The sequence below is a fragment of the Arthrobacter sp. SAFR-179 genome (genome assembly GCF_059414945.1).
On sequence record NZ_JBPFDM010000001.1, the window covers coordinates 481491 to 500680 of the forward strand.

17 protein-coding genes and 1 tRNA gene are annotated in these 19190 nt (G+C 65.7%); 12 read left to right on the forward strand and 6 right to left on the reverse strand.

What is annotated here, in order from left to right:
• The first annotated feature begins 114 nt into the window (after positions 1-114).
• Complete coding sequence (gene guaA / locus ACR65K_RS02435; RefSeq protein WP_440151209.1) at positions 115-1704, forward strand: glutamine-hydrolyzing GMP synthase; 1590 nt, start codon at positions 115-117, stop codon at positions 1702-1704.
• Between the two features lie 130 nt (positions 1705-1834).
• Positions 1835-6139, forward strand: a complete 4305-nt coding sequence (locus ACR65K_RS02440; protein WP_440151210.1) for an AAA family ATPase — start codon at positions 1835-1837, stop codon at positions 6137-6139.
• 26 nt (positions 6140-6165) lie between these two features.
• Here the strand turns inward: ACR65K_RS02440 and ACR65K_RS02445 are convergent, their stop codons facing one another.
• From ACR65K_RS02445 to ACR65K_RS02455, 3 genes are all read right to left on the reverse strand, one after another.
• Positions 6166-6918 carry an RcpC/CpaB family pilus assembly protein gene (locus ACR65K_RS02445; RefSeq protein WP_440151211.1) on the reverse strand — a complete coding sequence of 251 codons (753 nt, stop codon included), beginning with the start codon at positions 6916-6918 and terminating at the stop codon, positions 6166-6168.
• 126 nt (positions 6919-7044) lie between these two features.
• A complete protein-coding gene (locus tag ACR65K_RS02450) occupies positions 7045-7320 on the reverse strand; it encodes an FmdB family zinc ribbon protein (protein ID WP_056334497.1) in 276 nt (91 codons plus the stop codon).
• A gap of 110 nt (positions 7321-7430) precedes the next feature.
• Positions 7431-8051 carry a 5-formyltetrahydrofolate cyclo-ligase gene (locus ACR65K_RS02455; RefSeq protein ID WP_440151212.1) on the reverse strand — a complete coding sequence of 207 codons (621 nt, stop codon included), beginning with the start codon at positions 8049-8051 and terminating at the stop codon, positions 7431-7433.
• 105 nt (positions 8052-8156) lie between these two features.
• Between ACR65K_RS02455 and galU the strand changes: the two genes are divergently transcribed.
• From galU to ACR65K_RS02475, 4 genes are all read left to right on the forward strand, one after another.
• Complete coding sequence (galU, locus tag ACR65K_RS02460) at positions 8157-9062, forward strand: UTP--glucose-1-phosphate uridylyltransferase GalU (RefSeq protein WP_056334504.1); 906 nt, start codon at positions 8157-8159, stop codon at positions 9060-9062.
• A gap of 4 nt (positions 9063-9066) precedes the next feature.
• Positions 9067-9687, forward strand: a complete 621-nt coding sequence (locus ACR65K_RS02465) for a GNAT family N-acetyltransferase (protein WP_440151213.1) — start codon at positions 9067-9069, stop codon at positions 9685-9687.
• 105 nt (positions 9688-9792) lie between these two features.
• Positions 9793-10716 carry a hypothetical protein gene (locus ACR65K_RS02470; RefSeq protein WP_440151460.1) on the forward strand — a complete coding sequence of 308 codons (924 nt, stop codon included), beginning with the start codon at positions 9793-9795 and terminating at the stop codon, positions 10714-10716.
• A gap of 128 nt (positions 10717-10844) precedes the next feature.
• Positions 10845-10917, forward strand: a tRNA-Ala gene (locus ACR65K_RS02475).
• An 84-nt stretch (positions 10918-11001) separates the two neighbouring features.
• On the opposite strand, the gene ACR65K_RS02480 is transcribed toward ACR65K_RS02475, so the two are convergent.
• The gene (locus tag ACR65K_RS02480; RefSeq protein ID WP_307088911.1) at positions 11002-11418 is read right to left on the reverse strand and encodes a CBS domain-containing protein; all 417 of its coding nucleotides are present in this window, start codon (positions 11416-11418) and stop codon (positions 11002-11004) included.
• 308 nt (positions 11419-11726) lie between these two features.
• On the opposite strand from ACR65K_RS02480, the gene ACR65K_RS02485 reads away from it, so the two are divergent.
• The 5 genes from ACR65K_RS02485 (at position 11727) to ACR65K_RS02505 (ending at position 16272) form a co-directional block, all read left to right on the forward strand.
• Positions 11727-13937, forward strand: a complete 2211-nt coding sequence (locus ACR65K_RS02485; RefSeq protein WP_440151214.1) for a S8 family serine peptidase — start codon at positions 11727-11729, stop codon at positions 13935-13937.
• Positions 13938-14254: 317 nt separating this feature from the next.
• Positions 14255-14467, forward strand: coding sequence for a hypothetical protein (locus tag ACR65K_RS02490; protein WP_056334514.1), 213 nt, complete (start codon positions 14255-14257; stop codon positions 14465-14467).
• Between the two features lie 380 nt (positions 14468-14847).
• On the forward strand, positions 14848-15162 hold the full coding sequence (locus tag ACR65K_RS02495; protein ID WP_440151215.1) for a hypothetical protein: 315 nt from the start codon (positions 14848-14850) through the stop codon (positions 15160-15162).
• 96 nt (positions 15163-15258) lie between these two features.
• Positions 15259-15411, forward strand: a complete 153-nt coding sequence (locus tag ACR65K_RS02500; RefSeq protein ID WP_110541234.1) for an LPXTG cell wall anchor domain-containing protein — start codon at positions 15259-15261, stop codon at positions 15409-15411.
• 105 nt (positions 15412-15516) lie between these two features.
• A complete protein-coding gene (locus tag ACR65K_RS02505; RefSeq protein WP_440151216.1) occupies positions 15517-16272 on the forward strand; it encodes a Pr6Pr family membrane protein in 756 nt (251 codons plus the stop codon).
• Here the strand turns inward: ACR65K_RS02505 and corA are convergent.
• Positions 16250-17245, reverse strand: a complete 996-nt coding sequence (corA, locus tag ACR65K_RS02510) for a magnesium/cobalt transporter CorA (protein ID WP_440151217.1) — start codon at positions 17243-17245, stop codon at positions 16250-16252. The genes ACR65K_RS02505 and corA overlap by 23 nt on opposite strands.
• Entirely contained in the window at positions 17246-17740 is a 495-nt protein-coding gene (locus ACR65K_RS02515; RefSeq protein WP_440151218.1) for an Lrp/AsnC family transcriptional regulator, read from the reverse strand.
• A 168-nt stretch (positions 17741-17908) separates the two neighbouring features.
• Here ACR65K_RS02515 and ACR65K_RS02520 point away from each other — a divergent pair, with 168 nt between their 5' ends.
• On the forward strand, positions 17909-19165 hold the full coding sequence (locus tag ACR65K_RS02520; RefSeq protein WP_440151219.1) for an MFS transporter: 1257 nt from the start codon (positions 17909-17911) through the stop codon (positions 19163-19165).
• The last annotated feature ends 25 nt before the right edge of the window (positions 19166-19190 follow it).

Here is a 19190-nt window from a genome sequence, read left to right on the forward strand (position 1 = left end):
GCCGCTCAGGTGCCGGGCCCTGTGTGCGGCGGCCGTCCGCCGTCGTACGTCTGCTGCGTCACAGCGCGCCCTCTCAAGGTGCGCCGGTGCAAGGGCGGCAAGTAGGCTATTACGGTGACTACTCCCACTGCATCCCAGACTTCCCAGAAGCCGGTGCTGGTTGTTGATTACGGTGCCCAGTACGCGCAGCTGATTGCCCGCCGCGTCCGGGAAGCAAATGTGTATTCGGAAGTGGTTCCGCATACGTACACCACCGAGCAGCTCCTGGCCAAGAATCCCGCCGCCATCATCCTTTCCGGGGGACCCTCGAGCGTTTATGCCGACGGCGCCCCGAGCGTGGGTGCCGACCTCTTTGAAGCCGGCGTCCCCGTCTTTGGCATCTGCTACGGGTTCCAGGCCATGGCCAATGCCCTGGGCGGCAAGGTGGACAAGACCGGACTGCGGGAGTACGGCTCCACCGAGACCACCATCGTGGGTGACGGCCGCTCGGTGCTGGAAGGCATGCCCCAGCACCAGAAGACCTGGATGAGCCACGGCGACTCGGTCCACGAGGCACCTGCCGGGTTCGACGTCCTGGCCACCACGGCCGGCGCCGAGGTGGCAGCATTCGCCAATGAGGAAAAGTGCCTGTACGGGGTTCAGTGGCACCCCGAGGTCAAGCACTCGGCCTACGGCCAGCAGGTGCTGGAGAACTTCCTCTTCAAGGGCGCCAAGCTCGAGCCCAACTGGACCACCGGCAACATCCTCGAAGAGCAGGTGGAGCGCATCCGCCAGCAGGTGGGGGACGCGCGGGTCATCTGCGGCCTCTCCGGCGGCGTTGACTCCGCAGTGGCCGCAGCCCTGGTCCAGCGCGCCGTGGGTGACCAGCTCACCTGTGTGTTCGTGGACCACGGCCTGCTGCGTGAAGGCGAAGCCGAACAGGTGGAGCGCGACTTCGTGGCAGCCACCGGCGTGAAGCTGTACGTCGCCAACGAACAGGAACGCTTCCTCTCGGCCCTGGCCGGCGTCAGTGACCCGGAAACCAAGCGCAAGATCATCGGCCGCGAGTTCATCCGCGCCTTCGAAGAAGCCGAACTCGCCATCATCGCCGAGGCAGCTGCCCACGGCGAAAAGATCAAGTTCCTGGTCCAGGGCACCCTGTACCCCGACGTCGTCGAGTCCGGCGGCGGCGAAGGTGCAGCGAACATCAAGAGCCACCACAATGTGGGTGGCCTCCCCGAGGACCTGCAGTTCGAACTGGTTGAGCCGCTGCGCGCCCTGTTCAAGGACGAAGTCCGCGCGGTGGGCGCCCAGCTGGGCCTCCCGCAGGAAATCGTTGGCCGCCAGCCGTTCCCCGGCCCGGGCCTGGGCATCCGGATTGTGGGCGAGGTGACCAAGGAGCGGCTGGACCTGCTGCGCCAGGCCGACGCCATCGCACGTGCCGAACTCACGGCAGCCGGCCTGGACAACGAAGTCTGGCAGATGCCCGTGGTCCTGCTCGCGGACGTCCGCAGCGTGGGCGTCATGGGTGATGGCCGCACCTACGGACACCCCATCGTGCTTCGCCCCGTCTCCTCCGAGGACGCCATGACAGCGGACTGGTCACGGCTGCCCTACGACCTCCTGGCCCGGATCTCCGGCCGGATCACCAACGAGGTGGACGGCGTCAACCGCGTGGTGCTGGACGTCACCAGCAAGCCGCCGGGAACCATCGAATGGGAATAGCATCCTAAGTGGCCGGCCTCCGCCAGCGGGGGCCGGCCACTGCTTTTCCCGGATGAATCCGTCGGCAATTTCCCGTGCTCCAGTGTTGCGGTCTCTCAAGTCCGGCGCCGGACCGGCTACTCTCGAATCTATGCCGGTATGGTCCAGGACGTCACGTGCAAACGCAGAAAAGAAGGCAGAAGTGTCAGTTGGTCAAGGCCACCCGGAAGGCTCGGAAGAGCTTCGTAAATGGCTGTCCGGGCTTAAACCCGTCACCGGCGCGGACACGATGCTGCGCTTCACCAAGACGCCCGAAGGCTCCGTCGACCTGACATCGGCGCACCCCTCCGGGCTGGCCCAGCTCATGGCCGGGCGCCGCACACGCCTGTCCACGCTGATCCGCGACAGGCAGCAATATGTGGTCGCCGCCCGGGCATCGCGCAACATCCGGTCCAAGATCTTCGAGCTTGCCAACGACCGCGGCATCGATGCCGGGTACCTGTCCGCGGGCACCGTGGTGTGGACATCCGCCGTCGGCGGCAAACCCCAGCGGGTGTCCGCCCCGGTCATGCTGACCGCCATCTCCCTCACAGTGCGGCCGGGGGAGGACGACTTCGAACTGCAGCTCACCGAGCAGGCGCACATCAACCCTGCCCTGGTGCGGCACCTGAAGAACATCCACGGGATCGTCTTTGACGTCAACGCCGTCACGCGGCTCGCCTACAGCACCGCCCGGTTCGACCCCCAGCCGGTCCTGGACCGGCTGGCCACCCTGATCCGGCCCATCCACGGCGCGGAAACCCAGCACAACCTGCTCGTTTCCACCTTCGCCGACCTCTCCGGCAACCTCGACGACCCCTGGATCAACGACTCCCATCCCGTCGTGTCCGCGCTGGCCACTGCCGCGGGCGGCGAAGTGGTGGACGTCGACGGGCCCGACCCGTCCCGTTTCCCCCACCTGGACAACAGGGATCCCAAGGACGAGCTGCTGCTGCTGGATGCGGACACTGACCAGCAGTACGTTATCGACGCGGCCCGGGCCGGGGACTCACTGGTGGTCAGCAGCCCGCCCGGCACCGGCCAGACCCAGACGGCCATCAACACCATCGGGGCCCTGGTGGACGCCGGCAAGACAGTGCTGGTGGTGGGCGACCGCCGCGCCAGCCTCAATGAGGTCTCCGGACAGCTTGAGTCGCTGGGGCTGGAGTCCATCCTGTTCCAGCTCACCGGAAACGTCACCGCGCAGCAGCTGAAGGGCCAGTTGGTGCGGGCCATCGTGCGCAACGAAAAGTCACTGGAACCGCAGCTCGGGAACCTCCACAACACCCTGGTCGAGCACCGGCACGCGCTCATGGACCATGTGGCGTCGCTCCACAACGTCCGCGAGCGTTGGGGCTGCTCGCCCTACCAGGCCATGCAGTCACTGGCCGAGCTCACCTCCATCCATCCTGCGCCGGCCACCACCGTCAGGCTCAAGCGCAGCGTGCTGGACAGCATCCGGGACCGCGAGGAACTGGCCGGCAGGCTCAAGCGCGCCGCGGAACTGGGCAGCTTCAGCAAAGCGGCCACCACCAGCCCCTGGCACGGAGCGAGGCTGTTGACCCGCAAGGAAACGGAGGAAGCCCAGGACCTGGTCCGCTCCGTCGCCAAGAGCCTTCCCCTCCTAAGGGACCGCATGGATGCCGTTGCGGAGCACGCCGAAATCCGCTTGGGCGAATCGTTCGCGGAGTGGGGCGAGCAACTGGAACTGCTGGTGGCCGTCCGCGGAAGCCTGGACAAGTTCACCCCTGACATCTTCGACCGGCCCGTGACGGACCTGATCTCCGCCACGGCGCCGGCTGCCTGGCGGCGTGAGCGCGGCATCGAGCTGACGGCCATGCAGCGCTCCAGGCTGCGCCGGGTAGCCAAGGAATACGTCCGCCCGGGTGTCCACATCGCAGACCTGCACTCATCCCTGGTGCTGGTGCAGGAACAGCGTGCCCTGTGGGCGGGCTACGCCACCACCCAGCGGCATCCCGCCGTTCCCTCCGGCCTGGCCGAAATGAACGCCATGTACAGGTCCCTGGACCAGGAGCTGGCACAGCTGGGCGAGGCGCTGCAGCACACGGAAGACGGCGGGGCGCTGTCCACCGTTCCCTACGTGCAGCTGATGGAACGCCTGGAGCGCCTGGTGGCAGACACCGATACGCTCAAGACCCTGCCCGAACGAACACTCCTCATCGAGAACATGCGCGAACACGGCCTGGGCGAACTCCTTGCCGATCTCGCCGAACGCGAAGTCCCTGAGGGGTCCGTCGCCGCCGAGCTGGAGCTGGCCTGGTGGCAGTCCGCCCTTGAGGCAATGATCAGCGGTGACGACTACCTGGCCATGTCCGACGGCGACGCGCTGCGCCAGCTTGAAGCGGAGTACCGGCTGGCGGACAACGCGCACATCGCCAGCGGCGCCGCGCGCCTGCGGTGGGACCTGGCCGACCGGTGGCGGACTGCCATCGCCGCCCAGCCGCGCCAGGCCGATCTCCTGCGCAGCCTGCTCAAGGACGGACGGGTGTCCCTGCCGTCCCTGACCGCGCAGGCTCCGGACCTGATTGGCACGCTGGTTCCGGTATGGTCAGTCAGTCCGTACCTGATGACGGGCCTGCTTCCGGCCGAACAGCACTTTGACGCCGTCGTAATCCTCGACGCGGAAGCCACGTCCCTGCAGGCCGTCCTGCCCTCAATCGCGCGCGCACGGCAGGTTATTGCCTTCGGTGATTCGCGCATTGCCACGCCACGGACCTTCACCGTAGGGGTGGAGCGGTTGGCACCGGGAGAGTCCGCCCACCAGCGGGTGGAAAGTGCCTTCATTGCACTCTCCGCCGTGCTTCCGGTCTGGCGGCTCAACGTGGTGTACCGAGCAGTGGATGAGGACCTGGTCCTCCAGCTCAGCAAGAACTTTTACGACGGCGGCCTGCGCCGGCTGCCTGAGGGCCAGTCGGCCACGGGGCTGGACCGGTCGCTGCTGGTGGAATACCTGCCCGACGGCACCGGCCTTCCCAGCGCCGACCACGAGGGCGTTGAGTCCGTTGTGGCAGAAGTCAACCGGGTAGTGGAACTGGTCTTCGAACACGCCCGCCTCCGTCCGCGAACGTCGCTGGCTGTGGTCACCGCCAGCCTGCGGCACGCTGCCAGGATTGGTGAATCCATCAGGCTCCAGCTCTCCAACCAGCCGGGCCTGGCCGGTTTCTTTGGCGCCGGCCCGGAGTCCTTCCGAGTGGTGGACCTGGAACGCGCCCAGGGACTGGTCCGGGACCACGTCATTTTCTCGCCGGGATTCGGGCGGACCCCGCACGGCCGGGCACTGCACAATTTCGGACCGCTGTCCGCCGAGGGCGGCCGCCAGAAATTTGCCCTGGCGATGACCCGGGCGCGGCGTTCCATGCACGTCCTCACCTGCTTCCGGCCCGAGGACCTGGACCAGACCCGGCTCACGCACGGGGCGGTGGACCTCTACACGCTGCTGGATCGGGAAATTTCCGGCAACACCGATCTGGGCACTCCCGCCTCCCGTGCCGCCGCCAGTGAACAGGCGCTGGGCGCTGATCCGCTGGTAGCCGATCTGGGGGACAGGCTGCGGGCCCGTGGCGCCAGGGTTTGGCACCAGTACGACGGCGCCATTGACGTGGTTGCCGCGGCGGACCCCCTGAACACCATGGGCCAGGATGACCACGACATCCCGCGGCCCGTGGCCATCGAGTCCGACGGCACCGCCCAGTACCGCACCATGAGCGTGCGTGAGCGCAGCAGGCTGCGGCCGCAACTGCTCGAACGCCTGGGATGGCGGTACATGCCGCTGTGGACCATCGAGGTCTTCACCGACCCCTCCTCCTGCGCCGACCGCATTGCCGGGTACCTTGGCCTGGAGAAGATGGTGCTCCCGGGCCGGAGTTCTACCTCCACCGGGTTCCTGGACGACGACTTCAACCACGCGCTCCATGGAATCGACGGGACGCCCTCTCCCGGCGTCTCCTACCTGCCATCCGAGGCCGATGGAAGCCGAAACAGCGATGGTGGAAACCGCCGGCAGGAAGAGGGCAGCCAAGGCAGGCGGGCCCAGGATCCGCGGGAAATGCGAGCGATGACAGACGACAGGCCTAAGGACGAGAGGCCCGAGGAAGATATGCGCCAGAACGAAAACCACCAGGCCGGAAACAACGACCAGACCGGGGACGACAACCAGGCCCGGCACGACAGCCGGAGCGGCAACGAAGAACAGGCCGGGAACGACAACCAGGACAAGACGGGGACCGGAGCAGGAGCTGCTGTTCCCGCTGATCCCGCCGCCACCAAGGCAGCATCGGGTGGTACCGATGAGATTCTCCCCAGCAAGGCGGCGGAGGACGACGCCCGCAGCTGGGGCGACCGGGAAGACGACCACGACACCTGGCTGAAGGAACAGAAGCCGCCGCACTGGGGCTGACCACCGCATTCCAGCCGCGTCCCGGATCAGGGCTGCCCCACCAGGACGAAGAACAACCTGCCTTGGGTGGACGCCCCGGCCAGGCGTGATGACTGTTCCGCTGTGGCTGCCACCACGATCAGTCCATCCGTCTCCGTGGTGCCCAGCCATTGTCCGGTCTGGCCGCCCTTGTTCGAAGTCCACAGCACGGGGACGGCCGACGCCAGCACCTCAGAGGGGCCCTGCTGGTCGAACCCGTTGGCCGAGGTCAGCACCACGTTGACCAACTGGCCGGGGGAAACCAGCTGGATGGACGAGGCATCCGCCATGCGCAGGGGAACCGCCGCCGAACCGGGCGGCGTCCCTGCCAGGAGCCCGGGGCCCAGCAACTGGGCATCTGTGAGGAGCTGGCCCTTCCGCAGAGGAGCCGCTAGCTGTTTGCCCGTGGCTGCGGCGCCGTCCTGGAGGAAGCCATCGGCCACCATCCCGGGAGGCACCTGGACGCGGTCCAGATCCGCTGCCGTGACAGCGGTTCCGGCGGGCAGGTCCCGGGCAGCGGCCAGCGCAGTTACGGTGGCTAGCGGGGCAGGAGTGAGCTGCTGGACGGCGATTGCTGCAGCTGCACATAGAAGCAGGGCCGCCGCGAGCCGCCGGTTGCGGCTTAGCCAGCTGGCAAACCGGGAATGCAGGGGGCGGTTGCGGTTTCCGGGCCCGCGACCAGTGTGGTGTGCGCGGCCGGCATTGCGGACGGTCCCGGGAAACCAGAGGCCGTCACGGCGACGGCGGGGGAGTATGGGCATGCGCCCACGCTAATTGCAGCCACGGCGTCACGGGAGCCACGACGGCTGCTATGTGGACAACGGCGGCCGGACGCTGCTTGAAGCCGCTTGGGAAGCTGCCGGCCGCCGTCGTAAAGACCTTGTTGCTTAGCTGGCGGCAGCAGCTGCCGGCGCCGAAGCGGCCGGGGCGGCAGCAGGCGCTGCCGGAGCCGCGGCCGGTGCGGGAGAGACGGAGCTGCCCTTGGAATCGCGCGAGTCGGTGCGGTAGAAGCCAGAGCCCTTGAAGACGACACCGACGCTGTTGAACTTCTTGCGCAGCGTGCCCTGGCATTCAGGGCAGGACGTCAGGCTGCTGTCCGAGAACGACTGGACAATGTCGAAGGCGTGGCCGCAATCCTTGCAGGCGTAAGCATATGTTGGCACTGGTGCTCCTCCTCTTGGGCAAACGAGAGGTCCCGTGCTGCCGTGGGTAAACCGTTAGCAGTCGCAGGGCCTGAGTGCTAATTCTATCACTGCGTCCGGATGGCCTGGGCTTAGGCGCTGCCCGCCAGAGGCCGGTAACCGGACGGAGCCAGGACGGCCGGGACCGGTCGGTCGAACTCCTCGGCCGGAATCCGGCCGGCGGGCAGCAGTTCATCGTCGTAGATAACAGCGGCCAGTGGAATTTCCTTCCCTGCCGTGGCAAGGTGCCCCAGGAACTTGTCGTAGTACCCGCCGCCCTGGCCTATCCTGTTGCCGTCGAGGTCCACCGCGGTAGCCGGAATGAAAAGCATCGTTGCACCGCCCGCTGTGTCCGGCCCGTGCCGCTGCCCTGCGGGTTCCAGTATTGGCGCGTATTTGCTCCGTTCGAAGCCGGTGTCAGGCGTCCAAAACACCCAGCTCAACTCCCGGCCGGGCTCGCACACGGGAAGCAGCACCTGGTGCCCGCTGTGATGCAGGGCGTTGATCAGGGGCAGGGTGGGCGGTTCATGTCCCACGCCCAGGTACACGCAGGCAATCCCGGGGCGGTCCCCGGTGACCGTCCTTGCCCATGCTTCCCCATGGGCAGCCAGCGCCGCCCCGGCCGCTTCCAACTGCTCCGGCGTCAGGGCTGCCCGCCGTCGCCGGTGCGTCGCCCTGATATGGTCCTTGACCGCGTCGGTCTCCTGCAGCATGGTGTCCTTCCTGCGATGCCGTGTTCCGGCGGATTTTCAGGCCCCTCATGCGTGCCTGCCGCGCCGGTGGTTACTGAAATGCTTGACTGACGTTAGATTAGTCCGGTGAACACCAGTAACCCCAGAGTCCGCAAAGCCGTCATTCCCGCCGCGGGCCTGGGCACCAGGTTCCTGCCTGCCACCAAAGCCATGCCCAAGGAAATGCTTCCCGTCGTTGACAAGCCTGCCATCCAGTATGTGGTGGAGGAAGCCGTCCACGTGGGCCTCCATGACGTTCTGATGATTACGGGCCGGAACAAGCGGGCCTTGGAAGACCACTTTGACCGCGTTCCGTCCCTTGAGTCCACCCTCCAGGACAAAGGGGACACGGAGAAGCTTGCTGCCATCCAGGCCGCCAGCCAGCTTGGCGACATCCACTACGTCCGGCAAGGCGACCCCCACGGTCTGGGCCATGCGGTGCTCCGCGCAAAACAGCACGTAGGTGACGAAGCCTTCGCCGTCCTGCTGGGCGATGACCTGATTGACGCCCGCGACGAACTGCTCAGCACCATGATCGACGTACAGGCGAAAACGGGAGGGTCCGTCGTCGCCCTCATTGAAGTGGAACCCTCACAGATCAGCGCCTACGGATGCGCTGACATCCAGGAGATCGACGGCGAAGATTACGTCCGCGTCAACCGCCTGGTGGAGAAGCCTTCCCCAGAGGAAGCGCCGTCCAACCTGGCCCTGATTGGGCGCTACGTCCTGCACCCAGCCGTGTTCGAGGTCCTTGAGCACACAGAGCCGGGGCGGGGTGGGGAGATCCAGTTGACGGATGCCCTCCAGGAACTCGCCTCCGGTGACGGGGCGGGGCATGGCGTGTACGGCGTCGTGTTCCGGGGACGGCGCTACGACACCGGCGACAAACTCAGCTACCTCAAGGCCTGCATACAGCTCGCCATCGACAGCGACGACCTGGGCCCGGGCCTGCGGGAGTGGCTGCCAGGTTTCACCGCGGACCTTTCCCGGTAACGCCGTGCGCAGTGGTCCTATCTGGCCGGTCACGCTGGAGTGCGGCGACCTTGTCCTGCGGCCAATCAGGTACCGCGACAAACAGGAATGGATGGAGGTGCGCTCGCGGAACAGCGAGTGGCTGCAGCCTTGGGAGGCCTCCAACCCGGACCCGTCCGGCGGGCTGCCCGATTACCGGCATATGGTCCGGTCGCTCAAAGTGCAGGCCGCCCAGGCCACGGCGCTTCCCTTCCTTATAACCGAGTGGAGTCCGGGCCTCAGGAGCCCTGCCATTGTGGGCCAGCTGACGGTGTCCTCGATTGTCTGGGGTTCGGCCATGATGGCAACTCTTGGGTATTGGGTCGACCAGGCGCGGGCGGGACGCGGGATAGCACCAACGTCGGTGGCGCTGGTGACCGACCACTGCTTCCGCGCCCTTGGCCTGCACCGGATGGAAATCAACATCCGGCCTGAAAACGGACCCAGCCTGCGGGTGGTGGAGAAGTTGGGGTTCCGGGACGAAGGGTACCGGCCCCGTTTCCTGCACATTAATGGCCAGTGGGCGGACCACCGTTCGTTCGCACTTACCGCCGAAGAAGTCCCGGAGGGCCTGCTGAGGCCCTGGTTGGCCTCGCGCCGGTCATAAATCCAACGGTTTGCCGCCGGCGGGACGACACACCGCCGGTAATGCGGCCTGAGCAGCCATGATGCTCATACGGTTTTGAGTGTGGACTTCCCCCTTAGCAGCTCAGTGATCCTTGTGGTTGCCGTCGCGCTCTGGATTGTTTGGGTTGCCCCTTACGTCCTCCGGAACCGCAGGCACCAGTTCCAGCCCGCCGGCGAATTCCGGGCAGACGCCCCCGCCGAGGAGGGGCCGGAACCGCCCACCGGCCTGGTCTTGAATGTCGCCACCCAGCAGGAGAAAGCCATGGAATCCAGGAAGAGCCCGGCATCAGGTGCCGGCACTGCCAGCACACCACCTCCGGCCCAGTTCCGCATCCGCTATGGGCGGACCGCGCTGGCCCTTGTGGGGCTGCTCTCCCTGGTCACTGCTTTCATCTCAGGTGTCCTGGCAGCGTTCGGCATTGGTACGGCTGCCCTTCCGCTCCTGTGCACCGTGCTGACCGTTGGCTCGGTGGCGTTGCTGCGTTTCCTCGCCGTCCGGGACCGTAAAGCAAAAGTCGATGCGGCCTTCCGCTCCGCCATGAGTGCGCCTGCACGCCGTCCGGAAATGGGTGAAGCTATTCCGCCGAAGCCCGAGGCTGCGCCGGCCCGGCCGGAGAGCCCGCTTTTCGACGCCGAGGCAGGGGAGGCCAAGATCAAGCGGCTGACGGCTGTTGAGCTCCGCGAAGCAGCCCTCGCCGTCGCTGTGGCTGCCGGCGACGCCAGTGCTGCACAGGCGGCTTCGGCCGCTCCCGCGGGAACCCCCTGGGAGCCTGTGGAAGTCCCCAAGCCCGTTTACGTGGAGGCCGCCAAGGCGAAGCGCCCTGAGCCCCAGCCGCTGGAACTTCCTGACGCGCCCAAAGCGCTTGGCAAGCCGTCACTGAAGAAGGGGGCTGCCGGCGTCCAGGCAGCAGAGGCCGCGGAAGCGCAGCAGTTGAGCGACCAGCAGTTGGCCAAGGTGCAGAGTGCCCTGAGCAACCTCGACGACGTTCTTCAGCGCCGCCGCGCATAAGGCCCGACGGCGGCCCGCATCTTCCGGGCGGCCGGCCAGTGCGCCAATTGGCATTGGGCCGGGAAAATTTGTAGCCTAGGGACACCGGTTCGGCATCCTGGAGCACAGTGCAGGTTGCGGCCGCTTCCGGGGCTATAGCTCAGTTGGTAGGGCGCTTCGTTCGCATCGAAGAGGTCAGGAGTTCGAATCTCCTTAGCTCCACAATTTGTAAGGGTCTTTGCGTCGTAAAGAGGCCTGGGATCAACTCCGGGTGGTCTTCCTTGTTGCAGCTGCGCTTCGCAGGGCTTAGTAGAACGAGATGAGCTCGACGAGTTCCCCAACCCGGTCTTCCGGGTAGTTCCTGGCGACATCTGCCTGGGTAAGGATGCCGACCAGATCGTGCCCGTCGATAACCGGCAGCCGGCGAACCTGGTGATCCTGCATTGTCCTGATGGCTTCTTCGATTGAGTCATCCGCTCCGACAGTCACCGGCTTGCCTTGACCAAAGTCGCCGGCCTTTGCCGTGCGCGGGTCACCACCCTCGGCGAAGCACTTGATGACGATGTCGCGGTCAGTAACCATGCCCTTGAGCCGGTTGTCCTCACCGCAGATCGGCAGGGCTCCAACGTCCAGATCCTTCATCTTCCGGGCGGCGGCCTCCAGCGTTTCGTTTTCCCCGATGCATTCAACGCCGCCGGTCATGATGTCACGTACTTTGGGCATGATGCTCTCCTTTATGTTGCTTTCCGTTCCTTTGGCATGCGCCCTCGCCGCCGGTCCGATGAGGGCCAGCAGCACATCACGGTCACGAATTAAAGGTAAGTATGCTGAGCGTTAGTGTCCAGATCGAATTGGAAGTTGCTACTGGGAATAGCTGGCCGAGTTGACGCAGAACGCGGGGCGCACCAGAACCTAACCCTGCGCGCAGGGCAGCTGCTGCTTATGTAGCCCTGAAATCGGGTACAAGCCTTAGTAAGCTCGCTGGTGGATCTGGGAGGCCAACGGAAGTGAATCTGCGCATGAGGACTGGCATGACCAAAGGACACACGTACAACAGGGCCATAGGGTTGGTCCTGGCCGCCATGGTTGCCGGCTCTGCCATTGCGCCGGCCGCCGGGGCAGCAGACAAGCCGGTCCTGCCCGGCCCCTCGACAGCAGCGAAATCGCCGGACGCCCAGCTGCCCACCGACCAGTTCATCGTGAACTTCAAGCCCTCCGTCGCCGGCAGCACCGCAGAACGGGAGAAGACCTACGCGAAGGTTTCCAGCGCTGCCGCCATCAGCGTCAGGGAGGTCAAAGCCACGGCCAGTGATGCCAAGGTGGTCAAAGCAGGCCGTAAGCTCTCCGTGGAGGAGTCCCGGCGCGTGCTGGAAAGCATCGCCGCGGATGACACGGTTGCATCTGTGGAGCCCGACGTCCTCATGCATCCGTCGTTCACACCCAACGACACCTACTACTCCAAGCAGTGGGCTTTGTCCGATCCCAGCGTCGGGATCCGGGTCCCGTCGGTCTGGGATAAAACCACGGGGGCCGGGCAAATCGTGGCGGTGATCGACACTGGCATCACGGCGCACAGCGATCTCAACACGAACGTCATTGCGGGCTACGACATGATCGCCGACGTGACGTCTTCAGGTGACGGCGACGGCAGGGACGCAGACGCCTCCGACCCGGGCGACTACCAGGCCCCAGGTGCCTGCGGTTCAACCTCATCCACCAACTCTTCCTGGCACGGAACCCACGTCGCAGGGATCATCGCCGCCGTCGCCAATAACGCTGAGGGAGTCAGCGGCGCGGCTCCCGGCGTGAAGATCGAGCCGATACGCGCACTTGGTGACTGCGGCGGCTACCTCTCGGACGTGTCTGACGGCATCACATGGGCTTCCGGAGGAGCCGTCAGCGGCGTTCCCGCCAACGCCAACCCCGCGAAAACCATCAACCTGAGCGTCGGCGGAACGTCTGCCTGCCCGTCCACCCTGCAGGCTGCCATTGACGGCGCCGTGGGCCGCGGCTCCTCTGTTTTCGTGGCTGCCGGAAACGAGAACCAGCCCGCCGCAAACAATGCACCGGCCAACTGCAACAACGTCATCACGGTCGGCGCATCCAGCCAGACCGGGGCCAGGGCTTCGTACTCAAATTTCGGTACCGCGATCGACGTTGTGGCCCCGGGAGGCGACACAGGAGCCGGGATCCTCTCCACCTACAACGCCGGAACAACCCTCCCCGGCGCAGAGGCCTACGGCTACCTGATGGGTACGTCGATGGCCTCGCCGATGGCGGCTTCAGTTGGCGCCCTGATGAAGGCCGCTGACGCCTCCCTGACACCAGCCAGGATCGAAGCGAAGCTCAAGGCAACGGCCAGGCCCCTTCCAGGACCCTGCTCAGGAGGCTGCGGCGCCGGCCTGATCGATGCCTCTGCGGCGGTCGTCTTTCCGGCCCCGCAGACGCCGATTGCCGTCAAGGCAGCGTCCCTGAATGGCGCCCTTGGGGCGGCTACCACCGGTGAGGTCTACGGGCTCAGGGACAACGGCGGCTACCAGTGCTTCGAGCACGGCTGCATCCTCTACTCGCCGGCGTCGGGGGCGCACACCTCAACCGGCGTGATCCGCGGCGTCTGGGCAGGGACCGGATTTGAGAGCGGTGGCCTCGGGTACCCGGTGACCGATGAAGTCGCTGGGCTGCGGGATGGGGGCGTGTATCAGAACTACCAGGGCGGAGCCATCATCTGGTCACCAGCCACCGGAGCGCAAGTCTCGGTCGGGTCCATCCGCGCCCTCTGGGCAGCCACGGGTTTCGAGAACGGCCGCCTGGGCTACCCCGTAACGAACGAGGTCGGTGGCCTCCGCGATGGCGGCGTCTACCAGAATTATCAGGGCGGAGCCATCATCTGGTCGTCAACCACGGGAGCGCACATCTCAACAGGAGCTATCCGCGGCGAATGGGCGGCCTCCGGGTTTGAGGGCGGCCGACTGGGATACCCGGTCACCGACGAAGTCGGAGGGCTTCGCGACGGCGGCGTCTACCAGAACTACCAGGGCGGCGCCATCATCTGGTCGCCCGCCTCCGGAGCTCACATGTCCGTCGGCGGCATCCGCTCCATCTGGGCCTCCACAGGATTCGAATCGGGACGCCTGGGCTACCCGACAAGCGACGAGTATGCCACGGGAGATGACGGGAGTGTTGCCCAGAACTACCAGGGCGGCATCATCCACTGGAGCCCGGGCGGCTCCTACATCTCCTGACAACAGTGGGACATAGGCTCCTGACAATGGACAACTTCGAGGAACTGGTGGGGGACCTCAAGGCTCCATCTGCCGGCTGCGGAACTTCCGTACGATGGCGCGGGCCAGCTCGGCCGGCAGCCCGGCGAGCATATCGGTCTTCGAAACCCTCACGATGGACAGCCTAGGCAGGAACACAAGGAATCGCAGCGGCACCACATCAGGAGCCGGGACTTTAGTCCCTGTCGGCCGGGCCAGGGTTCCAGTTGACTGGGTCATTGGTGCGGGCAAAGGGGCGCGCGCCATTGGGGCCTCAATCACGGAGACTGCATCAGCTTATGAACCTCAAAGATCGCTGGGACAACCTTGACCACGCCACGCAGAAGTGGCTGCTCGATAATCCTGGATGCCAAATGCTCCCCCGGACTATCACCTCGTTAATCTCCAAGGAGTGTGGAGAGGACCTTGCGACCGGGCAGCACGGCCAGGCGTTGGTTTCCCGCGAGGACCAGGATTTTATCCGTTCGAAGATGGTCAACGCACACCCCTGACAGCCGCGGTTGCCTACGCAAAGGCCGTCACCCCGGCCCCGGGGACATACCCGCCATCCAATGCGTGGAAGGATACTTTTCCCGCGCTTATCCTGTGTACGAAGGCGCCCTTCGCGGGATTATTCGCTCAGATCCGCGTAGGTTCGGCTGCAACGGCAGCGATCATTGGGGGAGTTCATGGTATCGGGCAGGACAACGGGATGGACCATGGCAGCGGCATCGCTGATGTTGGTTGCAGGGTGTGCACCGAATGCAGGACCGGCCCAACCCGCCCCATCCACTCGCCACGCCGACCGGACGCAGGCCCCCGGCAGCCCGGCGCCGGCCTCCACCGCTGCCGGCGTCGAGCAAGAGGAGTCGCCGGGAGGAGTACCCACACCTTGAAGACTCCAGTCCATATCGGGGGCGCCGGTCCCAACGGGATCCCCCTCGCGCCGCCATCCAACGTCAGGGCCGAGGTGATCTCTGCCGACGGCTCAGAAGTGAAAGTCAGCTGGGAGTCGAGTGACTCAGCCGTGGATTCGTGGGCCGTGGCGGTCAACGGATTCCCGGTTGGGAGGGTTGAAAAGGCGGCGCGCTCCCTCACGCTTACAGACATCCAACGGGATAAGGACGTCCGGCTGGAAATCTTCGGTATCACCGCCGAGGGCAAGGTCGGTGAGCGGGCCGGCACTGTACTGTCGGCCAGCCACTAAAAGCCACAGGGGTTTGTGTCTCCCGAACTGCAGGCGGGCCCGCGAAACGCTGGTTGATGCCCATCCATTCCAGCCCGGCCCGCTTAGAGTGGGCCCATGGGAATCATCATCGGACTTCTTGTCATCTGGCTCATCCTGTCCATCGTCGGGTTCGTGGTGAAGGGCCTTATCTGGCTCGCTATTATCGGCCTGGTCCTCTTCGTCGCAACCGGCGTATGGGGCTGGCTGAAGCGCAGAACCAACGCCTGACCAACAACCGCCTGCCGAACAGGTTGTCACTGGCCCGGCAGGCGGTGCCCGCGTTACTGCCGAAGGACCCTGTCTTTTTCCCACATCCGGCATGACGCTTGCTCCATGAGCCTCACCGAGAAGGATGGCCGCCTCCCAGTACTGGCTCCGCCGGTCCGGCGGAACTTCGCGTTCAACCGTGCCCTGCACCCCGACCGCCCATGGATCCGCGCCATCCGGCTCCTCGTGGGGTTTATCGTCCTCGCTGCAATCATCCAGAAGACCGTCGACGCCACCCTGCCCGGCAATGACGTGGACATTCCGCAGCTGTATTCGGAATTCACCGTGCAGGGGAATCTCGTGTTCGGGGTTGTCCTGATCATTTCAGGGGCGCGGCGGCGCACCCGGCTGCCACTGTGGTGGGACCAGATGTTCGGCGCGCTGGTCCTGTACCTGGTCATGACGGGCATCATCTACATCGTGCTTGTGGCTCCACCGGAAGAGCCATGGTGGACCTGGGATTTGTACTGGCCGCAGGTTGCCCATCACCGCCTGGCCCCGCTGCTGGCAGCCCTTGACTGGATCCTTGTCACCCGGACGGTCCGCGGTCCCTGGTGGCGGCCGCTTGCCTGGCTGGGCTACCCCGTGGCTTTCCTTGCCTTCTCATGGATGCGCGGTGGGCTCGATGGGTGGTACGTCTACGACTTCCTCGACCCAACGCTCGACGGCGGCTGGCTGAGAGTGCTGGCAGCCACCGGGCAGGTGCTCATCGCCTTCCTGGTGGTTTCCCTCCTGGTGCACGCCGCGGGCAACGCACGGGTGGCGCTGGCAACCGGAAAGACTGCCCTGGCCACAATCCCTAGAGCCAGCCCTTCTTCTTGAAGATGCCGTACATCAGGCCCCCTGCTGCCACCATGAGGACCAGCGCCAGGGGATAGCCGAAGGACCAATGGAGTTCGGGCATGTTGTCGAAGTTCATCCCGTAGATGCCCGCCACAAACGAAGGCGCAAAGAGGATGGCCGCCCAGGACGAGATCTTCTTGACCTGTTCGTTTTGCTCGGCGCTGGCTTCGTTCTGCCTGTTTGCGGTGAGTGTCCCGTCCAGGGTCAACGCGTTCTGCAGCAAATCCCGGAACGAGTCCGCCCGGGAGATCACCCGCTCAACGTGGTCTTCCACGTCGCGCAGGCTGTGCCGCAGTTCGCTTTCCACCTGGTACTTTTCAAACCCCCGCTTCAACTGGTCCAGCATTTCCGGCAGCGGATGGATGGCCCGCTGAAACTGGATGACTTCCCGCGCCAGTTCGTAAATGCGTCGGGACACCGAGGAATCGCCGCTGAACAGCTGGTCCTCAATCTCGTCAATGTCGTTTTCCAGCCCCGCCACCACCGGCGCGTAGTCGTCCACCACCCGGTCCAGCAGGGCATAGAGCACAGCTTCGGGCCCATGCTTGAGGAGGTCCGGCCGTCCTTCCAGCCGCTGCCGCACCCGGGCGACACCTGCGGTCTCGGCATGCCGTACCGTCACCACGAAGTTCTTCCCGGTGAAGACGTGCAGTTCGCCGAACTCCACTGTTTCATTGGCATCCACGTACCGGGCCGGCCGCAGGACGGTGAACAGGTTGTCGTCGTAACGCTCCAGTTTGGGCCTCTGGTGGGCGGATACAGCATCCTCCACGGCAAGGGCGTGCAGCCCGAATTCGGTGGCCACCGCAGCCATTTCCTCAGCTGTTGGCCGGTAAAGACCAATCCATGCCATCCCGCCATGCCGGGACAGGGTCTCAAAGGTCTGCTCAAGACTGTCGGGCTCAGCGTGGCGGACGCCGTTGACGTAGACGGCGTTATCGATGATGGTCATTCAGGAAATCCTAGCCGCCGGAACTGAGGCACTGCTGAGGCCGCTGATGAGGGGCTCGGTCCGGTATGGGATGTGGGTGTGCAGGGCGAGAACGGTCTCGGTCCTGATGACGCCCTTGATCCTCAGGACCTGCCGGAGGGACGACTGGAGATTGTGGGTGTCCGTGGCCACCACCCGGCACCAGACATCGCCGCGGCCTGAGATCTCATGGACTTCAAGGACCTGAGGGATAAGCCGCAGCGCTGCCACCACGCCGTCGAGTTCCCGGTGCGAGACCTCGATGGTAACGAAAGCCACCACGTCGTAGCCCACGGCCTCCAGGTCAACCTCGCGTCCGCCCGGACGCAGCACCCCGGTACGCAGCAGGCGGCGCACCCGCGACTGGGCCGTATTGCGGGCGATGCCAAGGGACTCGCTGAGCTCGCCGATCTGGATCCGCGGATCCCGGATCAGGGCCAGGAGGATCTTCAGGTCCGTGGGGTCCAACTTGTTCAAGATCGTCACTCTCCATCACTCAGGGATCCATAACTTGATGATTTTGATCAATTATCCCTTCAAACCAGGCGATAAGTAGCAGCGGTGCCGCACTGTTGAACCATCACAGTTGTATCCGTGCCGGGCTCCCACAAGGACAACCTGCCGCGGCGACCCTAAGGCGGCACCATGACGGTCTTCAGCGAACTGCGCATGCGCCCGGCAGCGGCCCCTGCCGGGTGGAATGCCACCACTACGGCCAGGCTGGTGATTTCGGGGGCGGTCATCTTCATGCTCCTTGTGGGCGCCAACCTTGCCACGCCGCTGTACCCCCTGCTGCAGGCCAACCTGGGGTTGTCCAGCCTCGAGGTAACGGCGGCGTTCGCCAGCTATGTCCTGGCGCTGGTGGGGACGCTGCTGCTGGCCGGGCATTGGTCGGACCATATCGGCCGCCGCGCCGCACTCCTGGTTGCTGTCCTCGCCGGCCTGGCGGGTGGCTGGATCTTCGCCGAAGCCGGCACGCTGGTTGCCCTGTGTGCCGGACGTGCGCTGCAGGGAACCGCGGTTGCGCTTGCCACGGGCGCCAGCGCGGCGGCCCTGCGCGAACTGCTCCCGTCCCGGCCGGAATGGGCATCACGCTTTACCCTCCTGGCATCCTCCGGGGGAGTGGCGGCGGGCCCGGTCATCGGCGGGCTGCTCTCGCTGCTTCCCGGCGCCACCACCGCTCCCTACATCGTCCACTCGCTGCTGCTTGCCGCACTCCTGGTGCCGCTGTACCTGATCCGCGCACGCCCGGCCATTATGGTGCCGGCAGTGTCCCGGCCGCTGCACGCCCTGGCTCCGCGGCGCCCTTCCGTTTCCCGCCAGGCGAGGGGTGCTTTCTGGCTGGCGTCCGGCGTCGGCTTCCTGAGCTTTGCCGTGTTTGGCTTCTCGCTCTCACTGGCTCCGGGCTACTTCGCGCAGGTCCTGGGCACGGACTCCCGGCCGCTGATTGGCGTGCTGGCGGGCCTGCCCCTGGGGGCGTCGGCCCTGAGCCAGCTGGTGACCCTGCGGGGCCGCCTGGCCGTTCCCGCCGGGCTGGCTGTCCTCGGAGTCTCCGTCATGCTGCTCGGTGCCGCCGGCGCCTGGCACAGCCCAATGCTGCTGGTTGCCGCTGCCGTGACCGCCGGCCTGGGGCAGGGCATTGCGTTCCGGACCGTCTTCAATGACGTGGCAGCCAGGGTTGAGCCGGCCCGTCACGCGCAGATCATCAGCACCGTCTACGTCATTACGTACCTGGGAAGCGCGGTGCCGGTGCTGGGCCTGGGCTGGGCCAGTGCCGTGTTCGGCATGGCAGCGGCCGTGCAGGGCTTCGTCCTTCTGTGCGGGGTGGCGGCACTCGCCCTGTCCGCCGCCACGCTCACCGCCTCGTTAACCCGGCAGGCAAAGCAGTGGGCCGGCGCCTGATGCAGGCGCCCTGTCCGGGGATGAA

Coding starts and splice junctions, on each gene's coding strand:
- ACR65K_RS02490 (WP_056334514.1), top strand. CDS start 14,255: ATGAACCTCAAAGATCGCTGGGACAACCTTGACCACGCCACGCAGAAG.
- ACR65K_RS02480 (WP_307088911.1), bottom strand. CDS start 11,418: ATGCCCAAAGTACGTGACATCATGACCGGCGGCGTTGAATGCATCGGG.
- ACR65K_RS02455 (WP_440151212.1), bottom strand. CDS start 8,051: ATGCTGCAGGAGACCGACGCGGTCAAGGACCATATCAGGGCGACGCAC.
- ACR65K_RS02440 (WP_440151210.1), top strand. CDS start 1,835: ATGCCGGTATGGTCCAGGACGTCACGTGCAAACGCAGAAAAGAAGGCA.
- ACR65K_RS02485 (WP_440151214.1), top strand. CDS start 11,727: ATGACCAAAGGACACACGTACAACAGGGCCATAGGGTTGGTCCTGGCC.
- ACR65K_RS02445 (WP_440151211.1), bottom strand. CDS start 6,918: ATGCCCATACTCCCCCGCCGTCGCCGTGACGGCCTCTGGTTTCCCGGG.
- corA (WP_440151217.1), bottom strand. CDS start 17,245: ATGACCATCATCGATAACGCCGTCTACGTCAACGGCGTCCGCCACGCT.
- ACR65K_RS02520 (WP_440151219.1), top strand. CDS start 17,909: ATGACGGTCTTCAGCGAACTGCGCATGCGCCCGGCAGCGGCCCCTGCC.
- ACR65K_RS02500 (WP_110541234.1), top strand. CDS start 15,259: ATGGGAATCATCATCGGACTTCTTGTCATCTGGCTCATCCTGTCCATC.
- ACR65K_RS02505 (WP_440151216.1), top strand. CDS start 15,517: ATGAGCCTCACCGAGAAGGATGGCCGCCTCCCAGTACTGGCTCCGCCG.